Here is an 18,565-nt window from a genome sequence, read left to right as displayed (position 1 = left end):
ACCACTGTCTCCACGATCAACATCCCGTTCTCGCCAACTGATCAAAACCAGTCGGCCGACTAAATCCCCGGGATGAAGGGGTCCTTTTTGCACGCCGATCACCCCACGAAGGGGGTGCCTATTGCACGCTGATCCTCACTCGCGTTCAAGGGACTTGAGGCGATCAGCCATCTCGGTCGGCACACCGGCGCGCTTGCCGCTATCGACCTCGACCTTCTTCACCCACTCATGAAGCGTCTGCGGAACGCAGCCGATCTTCGCTGCGATCGATACGATGGCTGCCCACCGTGATGGATGATCGCCTTCGTGATCTAGGACCATCCGGACCGCACGTGCGCGAACCTCAGGTGCAAATTTGTTCGTTGTCTTACTCATCGTAGGCCCTTCCTCTCAGGAGTTAGGGCCTCCGGCAATCCCGGGGCGGTTCACAACCGTCTTGGTTGCCCATCGAGTAGAAGCTCCTTAGCCTCCTGCCCTCCAGCCGATAATGGGGTGGGAGGCTCGACCTATAGAGTGCTAGATGTGGCGGAAATTCGAGGTGGACTGAGATAGCGCCTATGAAGCCAGCATGCGCGAACAGAGCCTTGCTTAAAGTCTCCGCAAGCGCCGTCGGCATGTTCTCGAAGACCATTCCGAACACTGTCGGAAAGCCATCGAGGAGACGTTCTTCATGGACGTAACCCCATTTGCTGTTGCCAAAGGCCGCCATGAAAAGAGCTTCAGCATCCTGGCCACGCTCGAGCCCTACCAAGACGTCGCCAATCGAGAGCTTCATGTGACGGCCGGAACTTTGAATGATGTCCATTGAGAAAACCGCATCGCGGATTTCGTGCCAATAGTTCCCGGACTCCGGGTAGGCACGCCAATTGAAGAGTAACGCAATAATCATACCGACCTTTGAAAGTCGGCTCATCGTCATAGTCAATATCCCAAACGCAGAAATTGCCCTAAATCGACAATCCTGGTTCTCAATTCACCGACGGGTATCCTAGTGGCTCCTGCCAATCCATATTACGACGGCAAGGGCAGCTATAGCGTTCGGCCGCTCCAAAACCTGCCCTGTCTGCCATCGGCCATTGGCCGCCCAGATCAACAGAGTTGTAAGGCTCATGCGAAAGTGGCTCAAGGTGAGGCCAAGATGTCCGTTAACATAACCTTCGGTGCATATATGTTCGTCGTGATGGCCCCGCACGGGACACAAGGCAACGCGCCACGATCGGAAATTTCGCGCAAGATGGAAGATAACCGTTGGTTTTGAAGAAAGTATCGATGAAGCATTGCGATGTTCGGCGGGGATGTCGCAGATGGTGATCCGCCTCGCTCAGGCGAAGCGTGTCCGCTTTGCGCGATTTTCGTCAGCCCGTTACCAGCAGCTCAATGGGACCCATGTCCCCGTTGCGTCGCATGCGGATATTGTCAATTCGATGCTCAAGGTGGGCTACGCGAGTCGTCTCGACGCGATGCTGACCGTTGGGCCTTGGCGCTCAGACCTCCTCACCGCGCTTGTCGAGGGCTATCTGCGTCCGGATCTGCGTCCCACCGACTATTTCCTCGCGCTTGAACCTTCCGAACGCGTCTCGATGACTTTTTTACTTGCGCAGGCCTTCACTCATTGGGCGGCAAGCCACCATCTTTCGGTGCCCATCCTCCTCCATGTTGTTGGTGCGGCGCCGAACTGGACGCTCGCCGCCATGCCGGCGACTGCCAAGCTCGGGGCGGGCCCCGTCAAGGACAAGAGCCGGCCCGATTTCATCGGGGTCGAACCCGGCGGCTACCATGTGTTCGAATCGAAGGGACGAAGCTATCAACCCGGAGCGCCGATCAAATCGGCGACCGCCGCGGCGAGGTGTACCAAGGATGCACTCGCCCAGGTGTCACGAATCGCGACCATAAACGGCGCAGCACCAATCACGCGGACCGCCGCAGTCTGGATATTGCGACCGCATGAACTGCGCGGCTATCTCACCGACCCTCCGCGGGCGGCGTTTGCTTATGACCTCAGCTTTGATCTGAGGCTCGCTCTCCTGAAATACTACCGCCTTATCCTCGATGCGCGGACGGGGCTGGGCTCTGTCTATCGCGGCAGTTTCGTTAGACTGCCTTTTGGCAAGCGGCTGCTTCTTGTCGTCGACGCGAAGCTTTTGTCCCTACTCGAGGCGCTCGAAAAGCCGAGCGGCGATCCTAGACCCATCCTCGATCATCTCGAGCGCCGCGCACATGTCTACGTGCGATTACGGAGACTTGCCTACCGGCGGCCCGATTTGTCATTCGGTCTCGATGGGACGGGAATCCAACTGCTGCCCTGATCCAGCGTCAGAGCCCGTGATCACGATTGGTCCAGCGGCGTGCCGCGCATGATCCTTATGACGCCATCCTATCAGCGCGTTGCAATGCCCACGTCCGGTGCTCTCATCTTAGGCCGTCGGCTTTCACCCGCTCGGTCTCAACAGCTGCCTGGCCGCAACCTACCATTAGCGCGGATTATGCGAACCGCGCCTTCCGTCAAATTTCGTCGGCTCAGCGAACGTTTTGCGAGGGAGGATGAAAAGGCTTCAAATTGCCCGGCAAATCGGGCTATGTCCCCATCATAAAGGAGCGGAAGATAAGGCCTGGACCTTTCCTGCGCAAGAACATAAATAGAACAAACTGACTGACTGCGAGCAAAAAAAGGGGAAGCATGAGCCGTCGCCGCGCTGTTGCGCCGCCCCCTTCGGGTGCCGATTGCACACTTGTTGAAGCCCGCATCCGCTGTTCGGCGATGCGACATATGGCGCGTGCCTGGGCAGAGACGCTTCCGTGGGATGGCCGCGATGCTGCCGTCGCGCTCTTCACACTCGAAGCGATGACGGCCTATGAAAGCTATCGTAACGCCGACGACGCGGACACCGGTCTTCTGGATCAGCCTGAAGCCGAACTCGCTCGCTCCGCCGGTATCGCCGCCGCAGGGCTGCCGCTGCTTGAAGCCCTGCATTGGCTCACCAGTCTCTACAGCGGCCTTCTGGATCCCGATGTCCGGAGCCGGCTCGGCGCCTTCTACACGCCTCCGGCGCTAGCCGCTCGGCTGCTCGACCAAGCCGAGGAGGCGGGCGCCAATTGGACGACCGCCCGTGTACTCGACCCGGCAGCGGGCGGTGCGGCCTTCCTCGCCGACGCAGCGCTACGGATGCGCATGGCGCTCACACATTGTGCGCCGGCCATCGCGCTCGCGCAGATCGGTGCGCGTCTGCGCGGCATCGAACTCGACCCCCATGCCGCGCGCGTCGGGCAGCGGGCACTGGACATTGTGCTTGCCGATCTCGCAGCCGCGGCGAAGCGCCCGGTCCCGCAGATCATCATTGCGGCCGACAGCCTCGCCAGTGAGGCGCAGCCCGACTATGATCTCGTCGTCGGGAATCCGCCCTACGGGCGGATCAAGCTGACCGAGACACAAAGAGTGAAGTTTGCGCGCAGCCTGTATGGCCACGCAAATCTTTACGGCCTCTTCACTGACATGGCGCTGCGCTGGACCAAGCCCGGCGGGCTGATCGCCTTCCTGACCCCGACGAGCGTGTTGTCGGGGCAATATTATAGCACGCTTCGCGGGTTGCTCGCGCGCGAAGCGCCGCCGGTCGCGATCGATTTCGTGCATGCCAGGCGCGGCGTGTTCGATGATGTGCAACAGGAAACGATGCTTGCCGTCTACCGTAAGGACGCGGCGGCCGGACGCGCGCAAATTCACTACATATATGTCGACGGCGCTGCCGAAACTCGGATCGTCCGTAACGGGACGGTCGGCGTGCCCTCATGGGCGGAAGGACCTTGGCTCGCGCCGAGGCAGGCGACCGACAGTACCCTCATCGCGGTAACTGAAACCATGCCTGGCCGCCTCGCCGATCTCGGTTACCGCGTCGCGACCGGTCCGCTGGTATGGAACCGTTTCAAGTCGCAGCTTCGCGACACGCCGGGCAGAGACAATGTCTATCCCTTGATATGGTCCGAGGCAGTCTGCACCGACGGCCGCTTCAGGTTCCGGGCGGAGAAGAAGAACCACAGTCTCTTTTTTGAATTGGAGCCCGGCGACGATTTCCTGCTGGTGCGAGAAGGCGCTGTGCTCGTCCAGCGCACGACGGCGAAGGAGCAGCGACGACGGATCATCGCAGCCGAACTTCCTGCCGCCTTCGTTGATCTGCACGGCGGGGTGGTCGTCGAAAACCATCTCAACATGCTTGTCCCGTCGGGCGAGCCCAAGATTTCGCTCAATGTCCTCGCAGCACTGCTCAACAGTGCGATTATCGACCAGCTGTTCCGCTGCATCAGCGGTAGTGTTGCCGTCTCAGCTTTCGAACTCGAGGCAGTCCCTTTGCCACCTGCCGGGGCGCTGGCGCCTCTAGCCGCGCTCGTCGCGAAAGGCGCCGATCGTGATACTCTCGATCGCGCATGCGCCGCGCTTTACCGGACGACAGCATGAGCCTGCCGCCCTTTGTTCCCCTCGCTACGATTGGCGAGAGACTACCGCTCGTCTTTCCCGAAGGGACGCCGAACCGGAACTATTGCATTCGCGATCTGGCGGCGCGGACGATCTTCGTCGCGCTCTATATCGGTGCGATCGAAGGCGCCGGACGGGAGTTTGGCCCAGTTCATGTCTATCGCATGACCGACGAACAGTCGGCATTGACCGCACCCGCTGATCGCACCGGCTATGGACCTGCGGTCAATCGCAAGCAGGCCATTGTGGGGCGGCGCTGGTATGCCGACAACACGCGGGAGCCGATCCGCGATGAGACGTTGCGCGACGGGCTTGTCGCGATTGGCGCGGTTACCCGCCGTGAGGACTTACCGACTACCTCGGGCCTACCACGCTACGCTCTGATTGCCGATTTTGCTGCGTTGTTCGATCCCGATCTCCAGGGTGATGCGCTCGCTGCGGCGATCACAGCCTTCCAGAAGGCGTATCTCAGCAAGAGCGCGCTGGCGCGCGTGTCGATCATGCAGGCTGGTGCGGCAGCGAGCGAGAGCGGCCTTCTCGTGACCTTCCCGAACAAGGAAACGCGGCCGCTCGCGCCCGGACCAAGTTCGGTGATCTCGAAGGCAGTCGTCGAGATATTCGCGCCGGCCTTTCTTGCCGAACCCGCGGTGCTCTGGCTGAGCGAGAGCGGCAACAAGGTCGTGCTACGCGACGACAGGATCGCAACCCGGCTCGGTCTCAACATCGAAGCCGACAAGAATTTGCCCGACCTCATTCTTGCCGATCTTGGCGGTGGCGAAGCACGTCTTCTGTTCGTCGAAGTCGTAGCAACCGATGGAGCGATGACCGAACGTCGCCGCATGGCGCTGCTCGAACTCACGCGTGCGGCCGGCTTTGCTGACGAGCAGATCGCCTTTCTCACAGCCTATAAGGATCGCGAGAGCGCGGGTTTCCGCAAGACGGTTTCACAGCTCGCTTGGGGCAGCTGCGCTTGGTTCATGTCAGAACCAGAGCAACTCGTTGCGATGATCGATGAACGCGGCGACACGGCACGCCCACAATGGCTGCTGGGCGGGGGCGCTCGCGAATAGTTGGTCCCCACCGCTGCCCCTCGGGCGCGGCTCCCTTCTAAGAGACACTCGGCCCGCTGCGCTGGCGTCCGAAGGTCCAGCTTATGCCGCCCTCGCGCATGATGCCGCGCAATATGATGCGCGGCATAGAGCCCGGTCGCGGCGGAACGCCGCGAGGCGCCCATTGCGCTGCAAACCGCTCCTTTACCTCTACCAAGTTACACCAGCAGCAATGAAATCTCGTCGCTATACTCTTCGACCGCCCGGTCTTTCGCGACATCGTCGCTATCGCGCGCGGCGAAGCTTATCTGTGAGCGGCACGCTCACAGCTGCTGCGTTGCTCGGCGCAGCAGCCGGCGTCGGCTGGGGAAGTGCAAGCCCCGAACAGAAGGCCGCCTTTCTCGATCGCACCCAAAATGCCGCTGTCGCCGCGGGGTTTGCACGCGAGCGCGCGCCGCAGACTGGCGATTATTGGCGGCGCTGCGACGATGCCCGCGCCGCAGGCACGGCTCCCATCTATCGTGGTGAGCCAGGTTATCGCGAGGGACTGGATCGCGACAATGATGGGATCGCATGCGAGCCTTATCCCTATTAGTCTTTCGGGCGGCGGTGGGCGGCTGTTCGCTCCATTCTGGCAGCGATTTTGGCCAAAGCTTTGGGCCTTTCTTTCATTCTTCTATAGGAAGACCTAATTCTTGGGGGAGGATCTGATGAAAATGTCGGTGCGCGCTGTCGCATGTCTGATTGCGGCTTTGACGCTGAGCACGCCTGCTATGGCGAAATATGTATCTGCCGAGGTGCTCAACTGCCGTGCCGGACTCAATGCGTCCGAGACGGTCATTACCAAACTCAATCGAGGTCAGAGCGTCGAGGTGCGCGAGACCAGTGGAACCTGGTCGCGCCTCAGCGCTCCGAGCTGCTGGGTACTGACCCGCTACTTATCCGACTCCTATGTGTCGTCGTCGGTGCGCTCAACCTCGTCGAGCCTGTATGGATCGACGCGCGCATCCAGCGCAAAGAAACCCAAAGCGTCAAAGCGCAGCAGCAGTTTTCAGTCTGGCTGTCCGTGCAGTGGAAGCAAGGTCTGCATCGGTCCGCGCGGCGGACGCTATTGCATCACGAGCGGCGGTAACAAGCGCTACGGCGTCTAAACGCCGAGCGATGTCTCCAAGCTAAGGGTGCGGGCGAGTTCGTTTGCCGGGAGCCGGCAAGCTCGTGCCCGTCGCACCATCATCACTTGCTATGGCAACACGCTTGAGCGGCGTTGCGCCGATCTCAAGCGCTCGCTCGATCGCAAACTCGTCGCCTGCTTCGGCAAGCCGATCGCGCAGACGGCTGATATCGCCGCACCATAAGGTTTCAGCGTCGCGGTCGCGCCCGCGATCGGGCCCAGCGCCATTCGCTTCAAACGCCACCGCGCGCATCTGGATCCGCTCGGCCGATTGTCCGCCACCGCGAACCTCCATCCCATAGCCGGGACGCGCAGGGTTGGAGAGCAGCAAGGCTCCATCGGCCGCCCAGGCTGCCGACATCTCCTCGCGCACTTCATATCCCAGCCCGGCCAGTGCTTCGAGCACGGCGGCACGCCGGTCCTCGGCGGCACGTGTGGCGCGCCATTCGTCCAGTGCCGTCCGAACCTCCATCGCACGCCGCTCCGCACCGGCAGCGTCGAGCTGCTCGATATCATTGCGCCACTGCGCGATGGCGAGTCCGGCGGCCTCTGCTTCGGCGAGGAGCCCCGAAAGATCAACGATAGCGCGGCGATGCTTTCTCGCTGTCCCAAGCGTGCGCCGCACGTCGCCGGTGAGTGCGTCGAGAAGCAGCGAACGCCGACCGTCTTCGGCTGTCGCCGCTGCGTCGAGCCGTGCCCGCCAATCATCGATCGACGCGCTGGGCGTGAGCAGCGCGATCTCCGAAATATGCGCGTCGAGCCGTTCGATCTCCGGGTCTTTCTCGTTCGTCTCTGTCGCTGCAAGCCAGTCAGCGAAGTTTTGCCGGATGACGCCTTCGCCGAGACGCACAGCTTGCTCACGATCAGCGGCGCCTCTCTCGCTCTTGTCGCCAAGGGCTTCGAAGGCCGCCGCGATCGCAGCCGTGTCGCCGGCTTCGAGACCTTTGCGTAGAGCGACATCGATCGGCTGCCCCGCTGCCCCAATCGCGGCGAGCAGGCTCTGGCCAGCCTCTTTCTGGCGGCGCCCACGTGATCTTCCGGCTGCTTCGCGTGCAGCAATATCAGCGAGGCGTTTGTCGATATCGTCCCGTAAGAATGCCTCTTCGAGCGGCGCTTCCTTTTGCAGCTCGAGGAAGCGATCGGCGGCGATATGCGCCGCGAGCGCGTCGCGTCGACGCAGCGCCGCAGCGAGCGCCGGTTCATCGAGACAGTCGTTGCGCTCGCCAATCCGCCGCCAGGCGGCGAGCGCCGCGTCGACGCGCGCCAACTGGCCCTCGCAAATCGCGAGAATCTCCTCGCGTGTCACGATGCGAACAACCTTGGGGCCGCTCATGCCGCGTTCCCCATCGCATGGGTGATGGCTCGGCGGAGCCGCCCGCGCTCAAAGTCTGGCTCGTCGAACCAGCGGTGCGACGAGATCCGGTGGATGACCGGAATGGAGCGCTTGAGAATTTGCGATCGCCAGATTTCGCGGGCGCGGGCGGTTTCGAGGAGCGCGTGCCGCGGGGCGTCGCATTCGATCGCGATCCCATAAAGGCCAGTTCTCGGATCCTCGATCGCGAAGTCGAGGCCAAAGGCGCCAATGTCGTGTACGCGAACCGGCTCCCAGCCGAGCGCGCGAATTTCCTCGGCAACCAGCGTTTCGAGCCCCTCTTGCCCGAAATGGCGTGTCCGATCCTCCGCGCTTCCATCCGGCGTCAGTCGCCGGAGAAGCGCCTCAGCGCCTGGTTGGTCACCGTCGGAGAGCAAGCCAGCGCCCCGGGGACATGCGCGGGCCGCTGACGCGGATGGTGATTGGCAAAACGACCTCGCGGCTCGACCTTGTCGAAGTCGATAGCGAACGGCGGACCGCCGCATCGATCCTCGACCATCTTCTGCTACGCAATGAGCAGCCGATCAGCCTCGACCCGGCGCCCTTCATGGCCGAGCCGCGCATCGAACGGCGACTTCGTACGCTCCACAGCCATGCGACCCTCTATCGCCGCGACACCGGCATCGACGGATTGTACATGGGCTTTCCCTTTCTCGTCATGCAGGAAGCGAAGCCGAATGTTCGTCCGCGCATCGCGCCTGTGCTTCTCTGGCCGGTACGCCTCAATCCTGCGGTGGGGGCGCGAGCGACCGTCAGCCTGCAGTTCGATCGCGACCGCGAAGAAGTCCGGCTCAACCCAGCGTTCGATACGCTCCTCGGCGTCGATACCGCGCAGAGCTGGAAAGAAGCAGCCGACGCGCTGCTTGGCCGCGCTTCGGTAACCACTGCCGAGGTGATGGAAGCTTTCGCCGCATTCGGCACCGTCGAAAGCGAAATGCTGCAACCCTTGCCATCGAAGGACATTCGGGCGGTGGCGGGGGAAGACCGGCTCTTCTGCTCGGCCGCGCTATTCCATCTCGGCTTCTTTGGTCAGGCGGTGATGGAAGATTTGCGCCAGCTAAAAGCCGTGCCGCCGTCTGGCACCGGCCTCGAAACAGCCCTGCGTGTCGGAGAGGAAGTTGTCCGACCCGAAAGCGTGCGCCCCCGCGAGGCTGAACGCTATTTTACCTCCGATAGCGATCCGTCGCAGGAAACCGCGGTGCTCGAAGCGCGGCTCGGGCGCGGGCTCGTGGTCGAGGGACCGCCGGGCACCGGCAAAAGCCAGACGATCGTCAATATGGTCGCTGATGCGATCGGCACCGGGCGCAGCCTGCTTGTCGTGTGCCAGAAGCAGACCGCACTCGAGGTGGTTCACAAACGCCTTGAAGCCGCCGGCCTCGGCAAGCGCATCGTCATGATCAATGACGTCAATCGCGACCGGGAAAATGTCATCCGGATGATCCGCGAACAGATTGAGGATCTCTACGCCCGTCCGCCCTGGTTGACGCTCCCGACCCAGCAGCGAACGCAGGTCGCGGCGCGGATCGAGAGTCTCGAAGGTGAACTTGATCGCCATCATCGCGCGCTCCACCGGACCGACGAAGCGACCGGTCTCAGCTTCCGGGCGATCCTTGGCCAGCTCATCGCTATCGCCGCCGAAGGTCAGCTTTTTTCTTTGCCTTCCTTGCGTCACCTGTTGGCGCCTCTCGATCCCGGCGCGGTTGCAACGATCGAGGAGATTTGCGGTCCGCTTGCGCGAATCTGGCTCCCCGCGCGTTATGAAGACAGTCCGCTGGCGATCACTCGGCCTTTTGCGCACGATGATGCGACCGTGGGGTCTTTTCAGTCTGATCTTGAGGCGTTTGCCGAGATAGATGACGAGCGCCTCGCCGTGATCGAGCGCACGCCCAATGCCCTGCTGATTGTCGACCCTGAACCCTATCGCGACTGGTCGCGCGAGCATGGCGCCGCCTTGCTCGGTCTCGACGACGCCGATCGCGTTCGCCTTGCCCGCTGGCTCGCCCCGCTCGGCGGCGTGTCAACCCGAGACCCCGGTACGACACCGTGGCAGCGCGAGCTTGCCGAACTCGAAGCAGCATTGCTCTCGCTCGCGCCCGACGACGCGCCCACCGAGGCTTTGCGTCCGGTGCTCGATCTCGACGATGAGGATCTGGCAGAATGGCGCGCCCTCGCTGACCGTCTCGCCGCGCGGCCAGGCTTTTGGGAACGGCTGATCGCCCCGGTGATCCGCCGCGCATAAAATTCGAGCAGCGTCGCGACATATTGCTGGCGTGCAGGCTTTTGCCATGCCTCCTCCGGCACCGACATTAGCGCGAGTGCCTGGACGATCGGCAGGCGACGCTCGATCCGGAAACGATCCGCCCACTCATCGACGCGCTCGAGATCGCAGCGCGCAAAGCCTTCGAGGCGGGCCTCGATCGCGGCATTCAAATCCCGCCGGCTGCGGCCAAGCCATTGTTCGGCGCCAGCACGGTCGAATGGAATGACCGCAGCGCGGAACGCGACCTTGGATGCTTCGTCGATAATCGCCTCGGCGGTACGGAACTGATGCACCGAAGCGCTCAGCAGAAGAATATAGTCTTCCTCGGCGGTGATGCGCCGTTCGATGATAGCCAGCAGCCCGGGATGTTCGGTGTCGGCGAGGATCCTACGTCGTTCCTCCCATATGGCGGCAAGCCGACTCTTCGAGGTGGATAGGATGTTGGCGCGCAACAGGCTTTCATCGAGCTCGACCTCAAGCTGGCGCGCGCGCTCGCGCACTTGCGTTTCGCGGGTTTTGAGCCGTGCGAGCCAGAGCTCGCTGTCCTCGCGCTCGAGAAGATCCGGGATTGGTCCGGTGATCAGCGCATAGCCTTCGTCGGGATGATCGAGAAGCCAGCCAGGCGTCACAATCTCGCCGCGTATGACGAGCGGCATCGCCGGATTGAGCGCCTTGAGCGTCAGCGCAAGTCGCATATCCTCGCTTGCTCCCTCAAGCTCGGCATAGGCGCGCACCTGTCGGCGGAGTTCGACCGCGAGGCCGGCATCTTCCATCCAGGTCAGAAGTTCGCCACCACGCAGCAGACGCGAGGCTTCGTCCCAATCACCTGGCTGCGCCGCGGCAAGCGCAAAGCGCGGTGCGCTCGCGTAGCGCGCATTGCCGAGCGCGATCATCCGCCGCCCGGTGGTCGGCTCAGGGCCCATCTCAATTTCCGGCGCCGGCGGCATGTCGCCGTCGAGCCAGCGACGCACTTCGTCCCACCCCCAGCGCTGTCGGCGATCGACAGCGAGCAACCCGCGCAGAAGGCGTTCGATGTCCGGCGCGACATCGGCAGGAATCGGCGCACCATTGGTAAGGATGTTGATCAGGAAAGTCTGGTCATCGGCGCCGGCGAAGCAGTCCCCTCGCGTGACTTGCTCGAGCAGAATCATGCCGAGGCTCCACCAGTCGCTGGCGGCGGCGACGCCGCCCGCAACGGCTTCGGGCGCAGTGTACCTGGTAATCTCGAGCGGCGAGACAATATCGAGGTCGTAATCCGATAGCCGTGCCGATCCAAAGCCTGTGATGACAAGGTCTAGGGGCTCGCGCGCACGCACGAGGATGGCACCGGGATGCAGGTCGCGGTGCCGGAGTCCGCATTCAGCAAGGGCTTGCAGAGCACTGCCTAGCTCCTCGACAATGGTCCGCAATGTCGCGCGGTCATCGGGCAACAGCCCTATCTCGGCGAGCGTGCCGCCAAGCAGATCCTCGCGGACTTCATAAGCGTGGCCGCTCCAGCGCCCGGTCGCCATGATCTCGGGGACATGGCTGCGATCGATCTGGCGAAGCGCATCATAGACGTCGGGGTCGGGTTCGCTCGCTTCGTCGTAGAGAATGAGAAGCGCCGCCCGGCCATCCTCCGCCCGCTGCGTCGCGAAACATTGTTCGATGGCATCGACCGCGGGCAAACGCTCGAGGAGCGGCCAGCCGTCGATCGAGGTTGGGCTTTCGCCGCCGGCGCCGTCGGCTTCGGTGTCGTCGGCACCATTCGGCCCAGATGCATCGGCGATATCCTCACCGCAGATGCCGCACAGCAGATCGCCAGGTTCGGCGAGATGACCGTTGGCGCAATGCCGCGCTGCGGGAAGCGGCGCTGCTACGGCAGCGGGGGGACGCCAGCCTTCGGGGCGGAGCGGCTCGCCCGTCAGCATCCAGCCACATGGCGCATCATCGACAAGTCCGGTGCAGAAGGATTCGTGCGATGGGCGCTCGGTTTTGCAATTGGGGCAGAAGCGGATCATGCGGCTTCCCCGCGTGGCATGCGATCAGAGGTCTCGGCGATATGGCCCGCTGCACCGAGCGCCCGTCGCAGGCGGGCAAGATCGCCGCGCGCGGGAATCCCCGCAAACCAGGCGTGCCCTTCATCATCGAACATGACGTCGAGCCGGCGATCGGTGGCATCGGCCTGTCGTTCATAGGCGAGAAATTCAGAGCCAGCCTCGGTGAGAATATGGAGCGCCTGATTGTCACTGCCGCGCAAGGCGCGCGTCTGCGGGAGATCTGAGCGGAATGGTCCGGTCATCACCGCATCGATGAGCTTCGGATGCGCTGCAAGCCAGGGCGAAATTTGTGCATAGTCATAGCCTGTGAATAGGAAGATCGAACGCGACGAATGCGTCCGCCATATGCTCAGAATCTCGGCGAGCGGTTCGGGTTGGTCGAACGGTTCGCCACCCGACACCGTGAGCCCATCGGCGCCGGGCGCGAGGCGTATAAGCGCATCGGCGATCGCGCCAAAGGTGACATATCCTGCGCTCGGATCCCAGGTGTCGGCGGATATGCAGCCCGGACATTTGATAGAGCAGCCTTGGAACCAGAGGCCCACACGTTGCCCGGGACCGAGCGTCGTCACCGGAAAATGAAGCCGCGATAGTGCAATGCGGGTCATGCCGGCTCCAGTGTCAGTTTGGTCACCGCGCCCGCGTCAAGGCTTGCGATCGCAACCGGCCCTACCGGTGGCGCATCGAACAGCGCGCGCGCCAGCGGATTGACGAGATGCGCTTCGATCTTGTTGCGGATACCGCGGCCGCCGTTTGCCAAATCGGCGATGCAAAGCGTGCGCAGCTCGCCGCGCACCGCCTCGCTCATTCGCACATCATAGCCTGCACTCTTTGTATCGCTCAGTACGGCATCGACCATCGCTTCGAAGATTTCGGCAGCGACCTCGGGGCGGATGAAGTCGAAGACGATGATATTCTCGCCAAAGCGGTTGAGGATTTCGGGGCGATTGAGGACGAGCTTGAAGTGATTCTCGATTTCGCCGCGCACACGCCGGCGCACCTCCTCAAACGGCTGGTCGGGCGTGACGACCGCGCTGCGGCTGCCATCGGGGGCGGTCGCATAAATGCCCAGATTCGAGGTGAAGATAATCAGCGCTTCGGAAAAATAGACTCGGTCGCCGCGCCCCGAGGTGAGCACGCCATCGTCGAGGATTTGAAGAAATTTGTCGAGAATACGCGGATGCGCCTTTTCGATCTCGTCGAACAGGACAACGCTGAACGGCCGCTCGCGCACGGCGTTGGTGAGCTCGCCGCCGACATCATAGCCGACATAGCCTGGCGGCGCGCCAATTAACCGCTGATCGGCATGTTCGGCGCTGAACTCGGACATGTCGAAGCGGATATAGGCACTCTCATCGCCGAACAGCAATTCGGTCACGGTCTTGGCGAGCTCGGTCTTACCGACCCCCGTCGGCCCGGCGAGAAAAGCGATGCCGCGCGGGCGCCCACCGCGCTTCGACGAACCGACGCCGGTCGCCGCCCGTTTGATGATATCGAGCATATGGACCGCGGCGTGCGTCTGTCCTTTGACGCGCTTCGCGATAGTCGCGGCGCCGTCGCGGATGCGGCCTTGCTCGATTTTTCGCCACGCATCCTCGGTCACGCCGACCTTATAGCGACGGACAGCTTCGCCGATGTCGGCGATATCGACCGCTTCGGCCCGTGCAAGTTGCGTGATCGCGTTGAGATCGACAAGCAACAGGCCTTCGGTTGCATCGACGAGGGTGTCGGCGGCGGCCGCGAGTTCATCCGGCGATCCACCATTGGCGCCAGGCAAGCCGCGGACGAGCGAGCGCGCTATGGCGCGCCGTGCCATGCGGTCAGGCGGCGCGAGGGGAATGTGCCGCAGCCGCGGATTGTCGATGAGCAGCCAATCGGGAAGATCGCCTTCTTTCTCGACGACCCAGATGATCGTGTTGAATCGCGGTGCGCGATCGGGCCCGACGGGACGGGCCGTTGCCGCCTGGCTGGCGACAAGGGCGCGCGTGAAGAGCTGCTGTTCGGCGGGGAGTAGCGCATCGCTGCGAACGATCAGCCGCGACGCGAAATCGACGACGAGCGCAATCGGCGCGCCGTCACGCGCGCTGATGCGATCGATTGTCTGCGCAAGAAGGTCGGGACCCGCGACGGCGCGGCCATCGACCGCCGTGAGGCCGAGACCCGCAAGCAGGCCGGGGTCACCGGGCGAGCCATTGGGATGCGGCAAGAGCTCGAAGCCGGCAACGGGATCATAGCGGATGACATCGCTACAACCAGCGTCGTGCAGCGTTTCGGCAAGGACGTCGCTGAGCGGTGCGGCCGTGATGGATTCGCCGACCCGGCGGATATGGAGATCGCGCACATTTCCGGTGAGGACGAACTGGCTTTTGAGCGGAAGGAAGCGGGAAAAATCGCGCACCCAGCGCGGCCGTACATCGTCCATTTCAACTCCCCCCGCGCACCGCTTACCCCGTCGGCTCGTTGCGCGTCTCTTCAATACCGCTCAAATGCCCGCCCGACCAGTCAAGCGAACCGAAGAATTCGCACCAATGCGGACAGCAACGGGTCTCTCATGCTCCCAAATCGCAAATATTCTCTTGCCCGCGCACCCAGCGCGGCTGGAATTTCTACTGCTCGACTTTGATTGCCGGGCATGACGAATGGTTGTGGTGCCTTTGGCCCAATAATCATGAGAACTGACAAAGTCGCGGCTTGCATCAGCAGCGAAGACCGGCAATCTCAGCGCGTGGTCAATATGTTCATCGCCATAACCGACCGGCGTTGGTTCGAGCTGCTGTCGCAAATGCAGCCCGATGAGGTCAATTTTTGGCAACCGAGCGGCGGCCGCAACTTTCGCGCTGTCTCGATCGGTGAGCTCTTCCTGTTCAAGCTTCATGCGCCGGACGATTTTATCGTCGGTGGAGGCGTTTTCAGCCATGCCACGAATGTGCCGCTGTCGCTGGCTTGGGAAGCCTTCGACGTTAAGAATGGGGTGCCGTCGCTCGCTGCGATGCGGCAGCGGATCGCACATTACCGGCGCGATGAGGGCGTGCTCGACCCACGTGTCGATCCAACAATCGGATGCCGCATACTCACCCGGCCTTTTTTCTGGCCGCGCGAGAAGTGGCTACCCGTGCCGCAAAGCTTTGCACGCAATATCGTGACCGGAAAACGCTACGACAGCGGCGACGCCGAGGGGCGCTATCTCTGGGATGCGGTTATCGATCGCACCGACATTGGTCGTAGCGATGCAGCGCAGCCGCGCGCACGCTTCGGCGCGCCGCACATTGTGCGACCGCGCCTTGGGCAAGGCGCGTTTCGCTTGGCTGTCACCGATGCCTATGAGCGGCGTTGCGCCGTGTCGGGCGAGAAGACCTTGCCGATCCTCGATGCCGCTCATATCCGCAGCTATGGCGAAGGCGGCGACCATGATGCGGCCAACGGCCTCTTGCTGCGCACCGACATCCACCGGTTGTTCGATCTTGGCTATGTGACGGTGTCGAACGATCACCGTTTCGAGGTCAGTAATCGGCTCAAAGCCGATTTCGACAACGGCCGGCATTATTATGATCTCCACGGCCAGCGCATTCGGTCGCCGCTACCAGGCTATGCCACGCCCGCTGCCGACGCGCTGCGCTGGCATCGCGAAAACCGGTATCTGGGATGAACGACGCCAAATCTCTCGACGCCGCGATGCGCGCCGCCGCGGTGGCCCATCTGGATCGGCTCGCGGCTGGTCGGCCGCTGACCTCGGACGATCTTGCGGGCGGGTTTCTATTCCGGGGCGAGCGCATCCCGCTCGTCAACCCCCAGCGCGGTATCTTCAAGCCGCGCGTGATGCCCTATCTTCTCAGCATTAGGACAGTCTTTCCGCGGACCGGCGCGCGCGTGTGGTACGACGATCAGCGCCGCGTCCACGAGCAAATTCACCGCGGCGAGGAACAAGTCGACTATGCTTTCATGGGACGTGATCCTGAAGCGGCGGACAATCGCTGGCTCCGCGAGGCGATGCAGGCGCAGATTCCGATCCTCTATTTTCTTGGCATCGCCCCGGGGCGTTATACAGCCATCTACCCGACCTTTGTTGTCGATTGGTCGGCAAGCGAACTCGCTGCAAAGCTGAGCTTCGGTATGCCGCTCGCGATCTCCGCCGCTGCATTGCCGCCCGAGCCTGAGCGCCGCTATGCCCTCCGCCTCGTCAGTCAGCGGTTGCACCAGGCGACCTTCCGCGAAGCCGTTCTGACTGCCTATGATGGGCGCTGTGCGATCTCACGCCTGCCCGAACGCCGACTGCTCGACGCGGCGCATATCGTGGCCGATCGCGATGAGCAGCTCGGCCAACCGATCGTCTGCAACGGCCTGCCGCTGTCTAAAGTCCATCACGCGGCCTTCGACGCCAATCTGATTGGCATCGACGCCGATTATCGCATCCATATATCTGAGCAGCTGCTGGCGATGAACGATGGCCCGATGCTCGAGCAAGGCATCAAGGCGATGCGCGGCAAGACTTTGCTCATGCCCGATAGGCGCGTTGACCGGCCCGACCGGGACAGGCTGGCGGCGCGTTTCGAGCTTTATCAGGCCGCAAACTGACCGCCCGGCTCAGCCGCAAAGGATGAACAGAGTCGGTCAATGGCCATCGCCAATTTCAGGCGAAGATTCGAATCCACACGGCATAGGCGATGTTGCCAAGCAACCAGATTATGAAACTGATCGCGATCAGTCCGATCACCCAATCCTTGGCGCGGGCGCTCATTCGCACCGATGTCCTTGCCAATAACGATCCCAGCGCGCGGCATAGCCATCGCGAACCATGGCACAGGACAGATCTCCCGATTTGGGCGACACACAGAAGGCCGCGGTACGATTGCCCCCGGCGCCGCCAGCCGACCGGCAACGCATCGTTGGCCCGGTCACTTTGACATGACCCGTTCGCAAAACACCTTGCCGGGTTCCCACTAGCGTCACCAGATGATCGCGCGCCGCCACCGCGTCGGCGGCCGGACATGGATGGCCGATGCTGCACGAGCCGTCCATTTCACGCGCAGCAATCCCTGACAGCCTGATATGTGGCCCTTCGGCGCACCAGATGGGGCCATCACCGTCCCATACCGCTGTCGGGGTGCAGTTGAAGGACTGGCCCGCGGGAACGATCGAAGCGAGAAGCAGTGCGATCATTGATATTTGGTGGTCATGATTGGTTCGGCGGTGAAGACATTGACGATCTGGCCCGGAACCATGGTTGCCGATTTGCCGGTAATGATCGCAGCCCCAAGCAGCGCGCCCGCGGTGTTGCCGCGACCTTCCTGCCGGTGCATTCCGCGCAGCTTGTAATTGGCCTGATTAACGCGAACCCAATCGAAGGACAGCTCGAACTTCGCTGATTTTCCTACGATTCCTTTGCCCGTCCGCCATGTCACTTGGGCCTCGACCGGCGAACCGCGCGGAATGACGACGACGCCTTGATATTCGACATCATTGACGACGAGAAATTCGCGCTTGGTCCCTTCCTTCATCTCCTTGGAGGTGATTTCATTGGCCGGCGTCACCTGGACCAACGTGTTGACCGGCAGCGTGATCGTACGCGATGCAGGCTGGATCACTGCGGGCACGTCGCCAGTCGACTGCGCGATCGCCGGTACGGCGGCAAGCGCAGCGGCCGCGCCGATAGAAATCAAGATTTTCATGAACTACTCCCCCTCAACCGCGACGGCGCGATCGTTCTGCTACAGCCCGAATAGGGAAAGCTTCTTATCATATTGTCAATTGGCAGAAGATGTCATTATGGAGACAAAAGCATTCACAAATTATTATTGAATTATAATCATTTATAATTCGAACTTCGTGTAAATAATATATATCGCTTTCGCATCGGCGGCAGAGGCCTACCTAAGGAGCGTCCAGCCTCCGCATGGCAGGCTGACCAGCAAGCCGCTGCTTATAGTGGCAGCGCCGGTTGGTCTGCGGACGTCGTACCAGGATCATGTTTCTCGATCGCCGCAACGACCGCGCGCGCCAACTCCTGAGCGGCATCGGACCGGATATGAGGCGCTGGCGCCGTGATGCCGACGCGCGCCCAACCTGGCGCGGCAAGGATCGTTTCTGCGACTCGGTTCATATCGATCTGTTCCATGAACTTGATAAGAACATAAATAGAACATTGACGCAAGACGATCGCAGAAGCGAAGGCGGAAGCAGCCGAAAGACAGGATCGAAAAGCGCTGGAAACC

Annotated in this window: 16 protein-coding genes and 2 pseudogenes; 8 read left to right on the top strand and 10 right to left on the bottom strand. The window is 62.2% G+C overall.

All coding sequences use genetic code 11. From position 1 onward, the window contains the following. Positions 1-138 precede the first annotated feature (138 nt). Positions 139-375, bottom strand: a pseudogene (locus tag VGN62_RS02305) (transposase); the annotation flags it as partial. 22 nt (positions 376-397) lie between these two features. Beyond that, positions 398-919: a hypothetical protein gene (locus VGN62_RS02300; protein WP_327450760.1), complete on the bottom strand. Its 522-nt coding sequence runs from the start codon at positions 917-919 to the stop codon at positions 398-400. Between the two features lie 385 nt (positions 920-1,304). On the opposite strand from VGN62_RS02300, the gene VGN62_RS02295 reads away from it, so the two are divergent. The 5 genes from VGN62_RS02295 to VGN62_RS02275 all read left to right on the top strand — a co-directional run bounded on the left by VGN62_RS02295 (position 1,305) and on the right by VGN62_RS02275 (position 6,665). Continuing rightward, positions 1,305-2,306, top strand: coding sequence for a hypothetical protein (locus tag VGN62_RS02295; RefSeq protein ID WP_327450758.1), 1,002 nt, complete (start codon positions 1,305-1,307; stop codon positions 2,304-2,306). A gap of 371 nt (positions 2,307-2,677) precedes the next feature. After that, complete coding sequence (locus VGN62_RS02290) at positions 2,678-4,447, top strand: HsdM family class I SAM-dependent methyltransferase (RefSeq protein ID WP_327450756.1); 1,770 nt, start codon at positions 2,678-2,680, stop codon at positions 4,445-4,447. Then, positions 4,444-5,535: a BsuBI/PstI family type II restriction endonuclease gene (locus VGN62_RS02285; protein WP_327450754.1), complete on the top strand. Its 1,092-nt coding sequence runs from the start codon at positions 4,444-4,446 to the stop codon at positions 5,533-5,535. Before VGN62_RS02290 ends, VGN62_RS02285 begins: the two co-directional genes overlap by 4 nt. A gap of 289 nt (positions 5,536-5,824) precedes the next feature. Then, the gene (locus tag VGN62_RS02280; RefSeq protein ID WP_327450752.1) at positions 5,825-6,109 is read left to right on the top strand and encodes an excalibur calcium-binding domain-containing protein; all 285 of its coding nucleotides are present in this window, start codon (positions 5,825-5,827) and stop codon (positions 6,107-6,109) included. Positions 6,110-6,224: 115 nt separating this feature from the next. After that, positions 6,225-6,665 carry an SH3 domain-containing protein gene (locus VGN62_RS02275; protein WP_327450750.1) on the top strand — a complete coding sequence of 147 codons (441 nt, stop codon included), beginning with the start codon at positions 6,225-6,227 and terminating at the stop codon, positions 6,663-6,665. 21 nt (positions 6,666-6,686) lie between these two features. On the opposite strand, the gene VGN62_RS02270 is transcribed toward VGN62_RS02275, so the two are convergent. Then, positions 6,687-7,952 carry a hypothetical protein gene (locus VGN62_RS02270; RefSeq protein ID WP_327450748.1) on the bottom strand — a complete coding sequence of 422 codons (1,266 nt, stop codon included), beginning with the start codon at positions 7,950-7,952 and terminating at the stop codon, positions 6,687-6,689. Positions 7,953-8,014: 62 nt separating this feature from the next. After that, positions 8,015-8,434, bottom strand: coding sequence for a hypothetical protein (locus tag VGN62_RS02265; protein WP_327450746.1), 420 nt, complete (start codon positions 8,432-8,434; stop codon positions 8,015-8,017). 17 nt (positions 8,435-8,451) lie between these two features. Between VGN62_RS02265 and VGN62_RS02260 the strand changes: the two are divergent. Further along, positions 8,452-9,510 (top strand): annotated as a pseudogene (locus VGN62_RS02260) (DUF4011 domain-containing protein); the annotation flags it as partial. Between the two features lie 464 nt (positions 9,511-9,974). On the opposite strand, the gene VGN62_RS02255 reads toward VGN62_RS02260, so the two are convergent. The 3 genes from VGN62_RS02255 to VGN62_RS02245 are packed head-to-tail and all read right to left on the bottom strand — an operon-like array spanning position 9,975 to position 14,778. Then, entirely contained in the window at positions 9,975-12,317 is a 2,343-nt protein-coding gene (locus VGN62_RS02255) for a protein kinase domain-containing protein (RefSeq protein ID WP_327450744.1), read from the bottom strand. Next, positions 12,314-12,964, bottom strand: coding sequence for a 4Fe-4S single cluster domain-containing protein (locus VGN62_RS02250; protein WP_327450742.1), 651 nt, complete (start codon positions 12,962-12,964; stop codon positions 12,314-12,316). Before VGN62_RS02250 ends, VGN62_RS02255 begins: the two co-directional genes overlap by 4 nt. Then, positions 12,961-14,778 carry an AAA family ATPase gene (locus tag VGN62_RS02245; RefSeq protein ID WP_327450740.1) on the bottom strand — a complete coding sequence of 606 codons (1,818 nt, stop codon included), beginning with the start codon at positions 14,776-14,778 and terminating at the stop codon, positions 12,961-12,963. The genes VGN62_RS02250 and VGN62_RS02245 overlap by 4 nt, the downstream gene beginning before the upstream one ends. Before the next feature lie 312 nt (positions 14,779-15,090). Between VGN62_RS02245 and VGN62_RS02240 the strand changes: the two genes are divergently transcribed. Beyond that, positions 15,091-16,002, top strand: a complete 912-nt coding sequence (locus tag VGN62_RS02240) for an HNH endonuclease (RefSeq protein ID WP_327450768.1) — start codon at positions 15,091-15,093, stop codon at positions 16,000-16,002. Positions 16,003-16,028: 26 nt separating this feature from the next. Then, positions 16,029-16,928 carry an HNH endonuclease gene (locus VGN62_RS02235; protein WP_327450738.1) on the top strand — a complete coding sequence of 300 codons (900 nt, stop codon included), beginning with the start codon at positions 16,029-16,031 and terminating at the stop codon, positions 16,926-16,928. Positions 16,929-17,087: 159 nt separating this feature from the next. On the opposite strand, the gene VGN62_RS02230 is transcribed toward VGN62_RS02235, so the two are convergent. The 3 genes from VGN62_RS02230 to VGN62_RS02220 all read right to left on the bottom strand — a co-directional run bounded on the left by VGN62_RS02230 (position 17,088) and on the right by VGN62_RS02220 (position 18,468). After that, the gene (locus VGN62_RS02230; RefSeq protein ID WP_327450736.1) at positions 17,088-17,513 is read right to left on the bottom strand and encodes a hypothetical protein; all 426 of its coding nucleotides are present in this window, start codon (positions 17,511-17,513) and stop codon (positions 17,088-17,090) included. Continuing rightward, positions 17,510-18,022, bottom strand: a complete 513-nt coding sequence (locus VGN62_RS02225; protein WP_327450734.1) for a hypothetical protein — start codon at positions 18,020-18,022, stop codon at positions 17,510-17,512. Before VGN62_RS02225 ends, VGN62_RS02230 begins: the two co-directional genes overlap by 4 nt. A 251-nt stretch (positions 18,023-18,273) precedes the next feature. Further along, a complete protein-coding gene (locus tag VGN62_RS02220) occupies positions 18,274-18,468 on the bottom strand; it encodes a DUF6771 family protein (RefSeq protein WP_327450732.1) in 195 nt (64 codons plus the stop codon). Positions 18,469-18,565 lie beyond the last annotated feature (97 nt).

This window comes from Sphingopyxis sp., assembly GCF_035998905.1.
In the GTDB taxonomy this organism is placed as follows: Bacteria; Pseudomonadota; Alphaproteobacteria; order Sphingomonadales; family Sphingomonadaceae; genus Sphingopyxis.
This window is presented reverse-complemented; position numbering and strand designations above follow the sequence as displayed.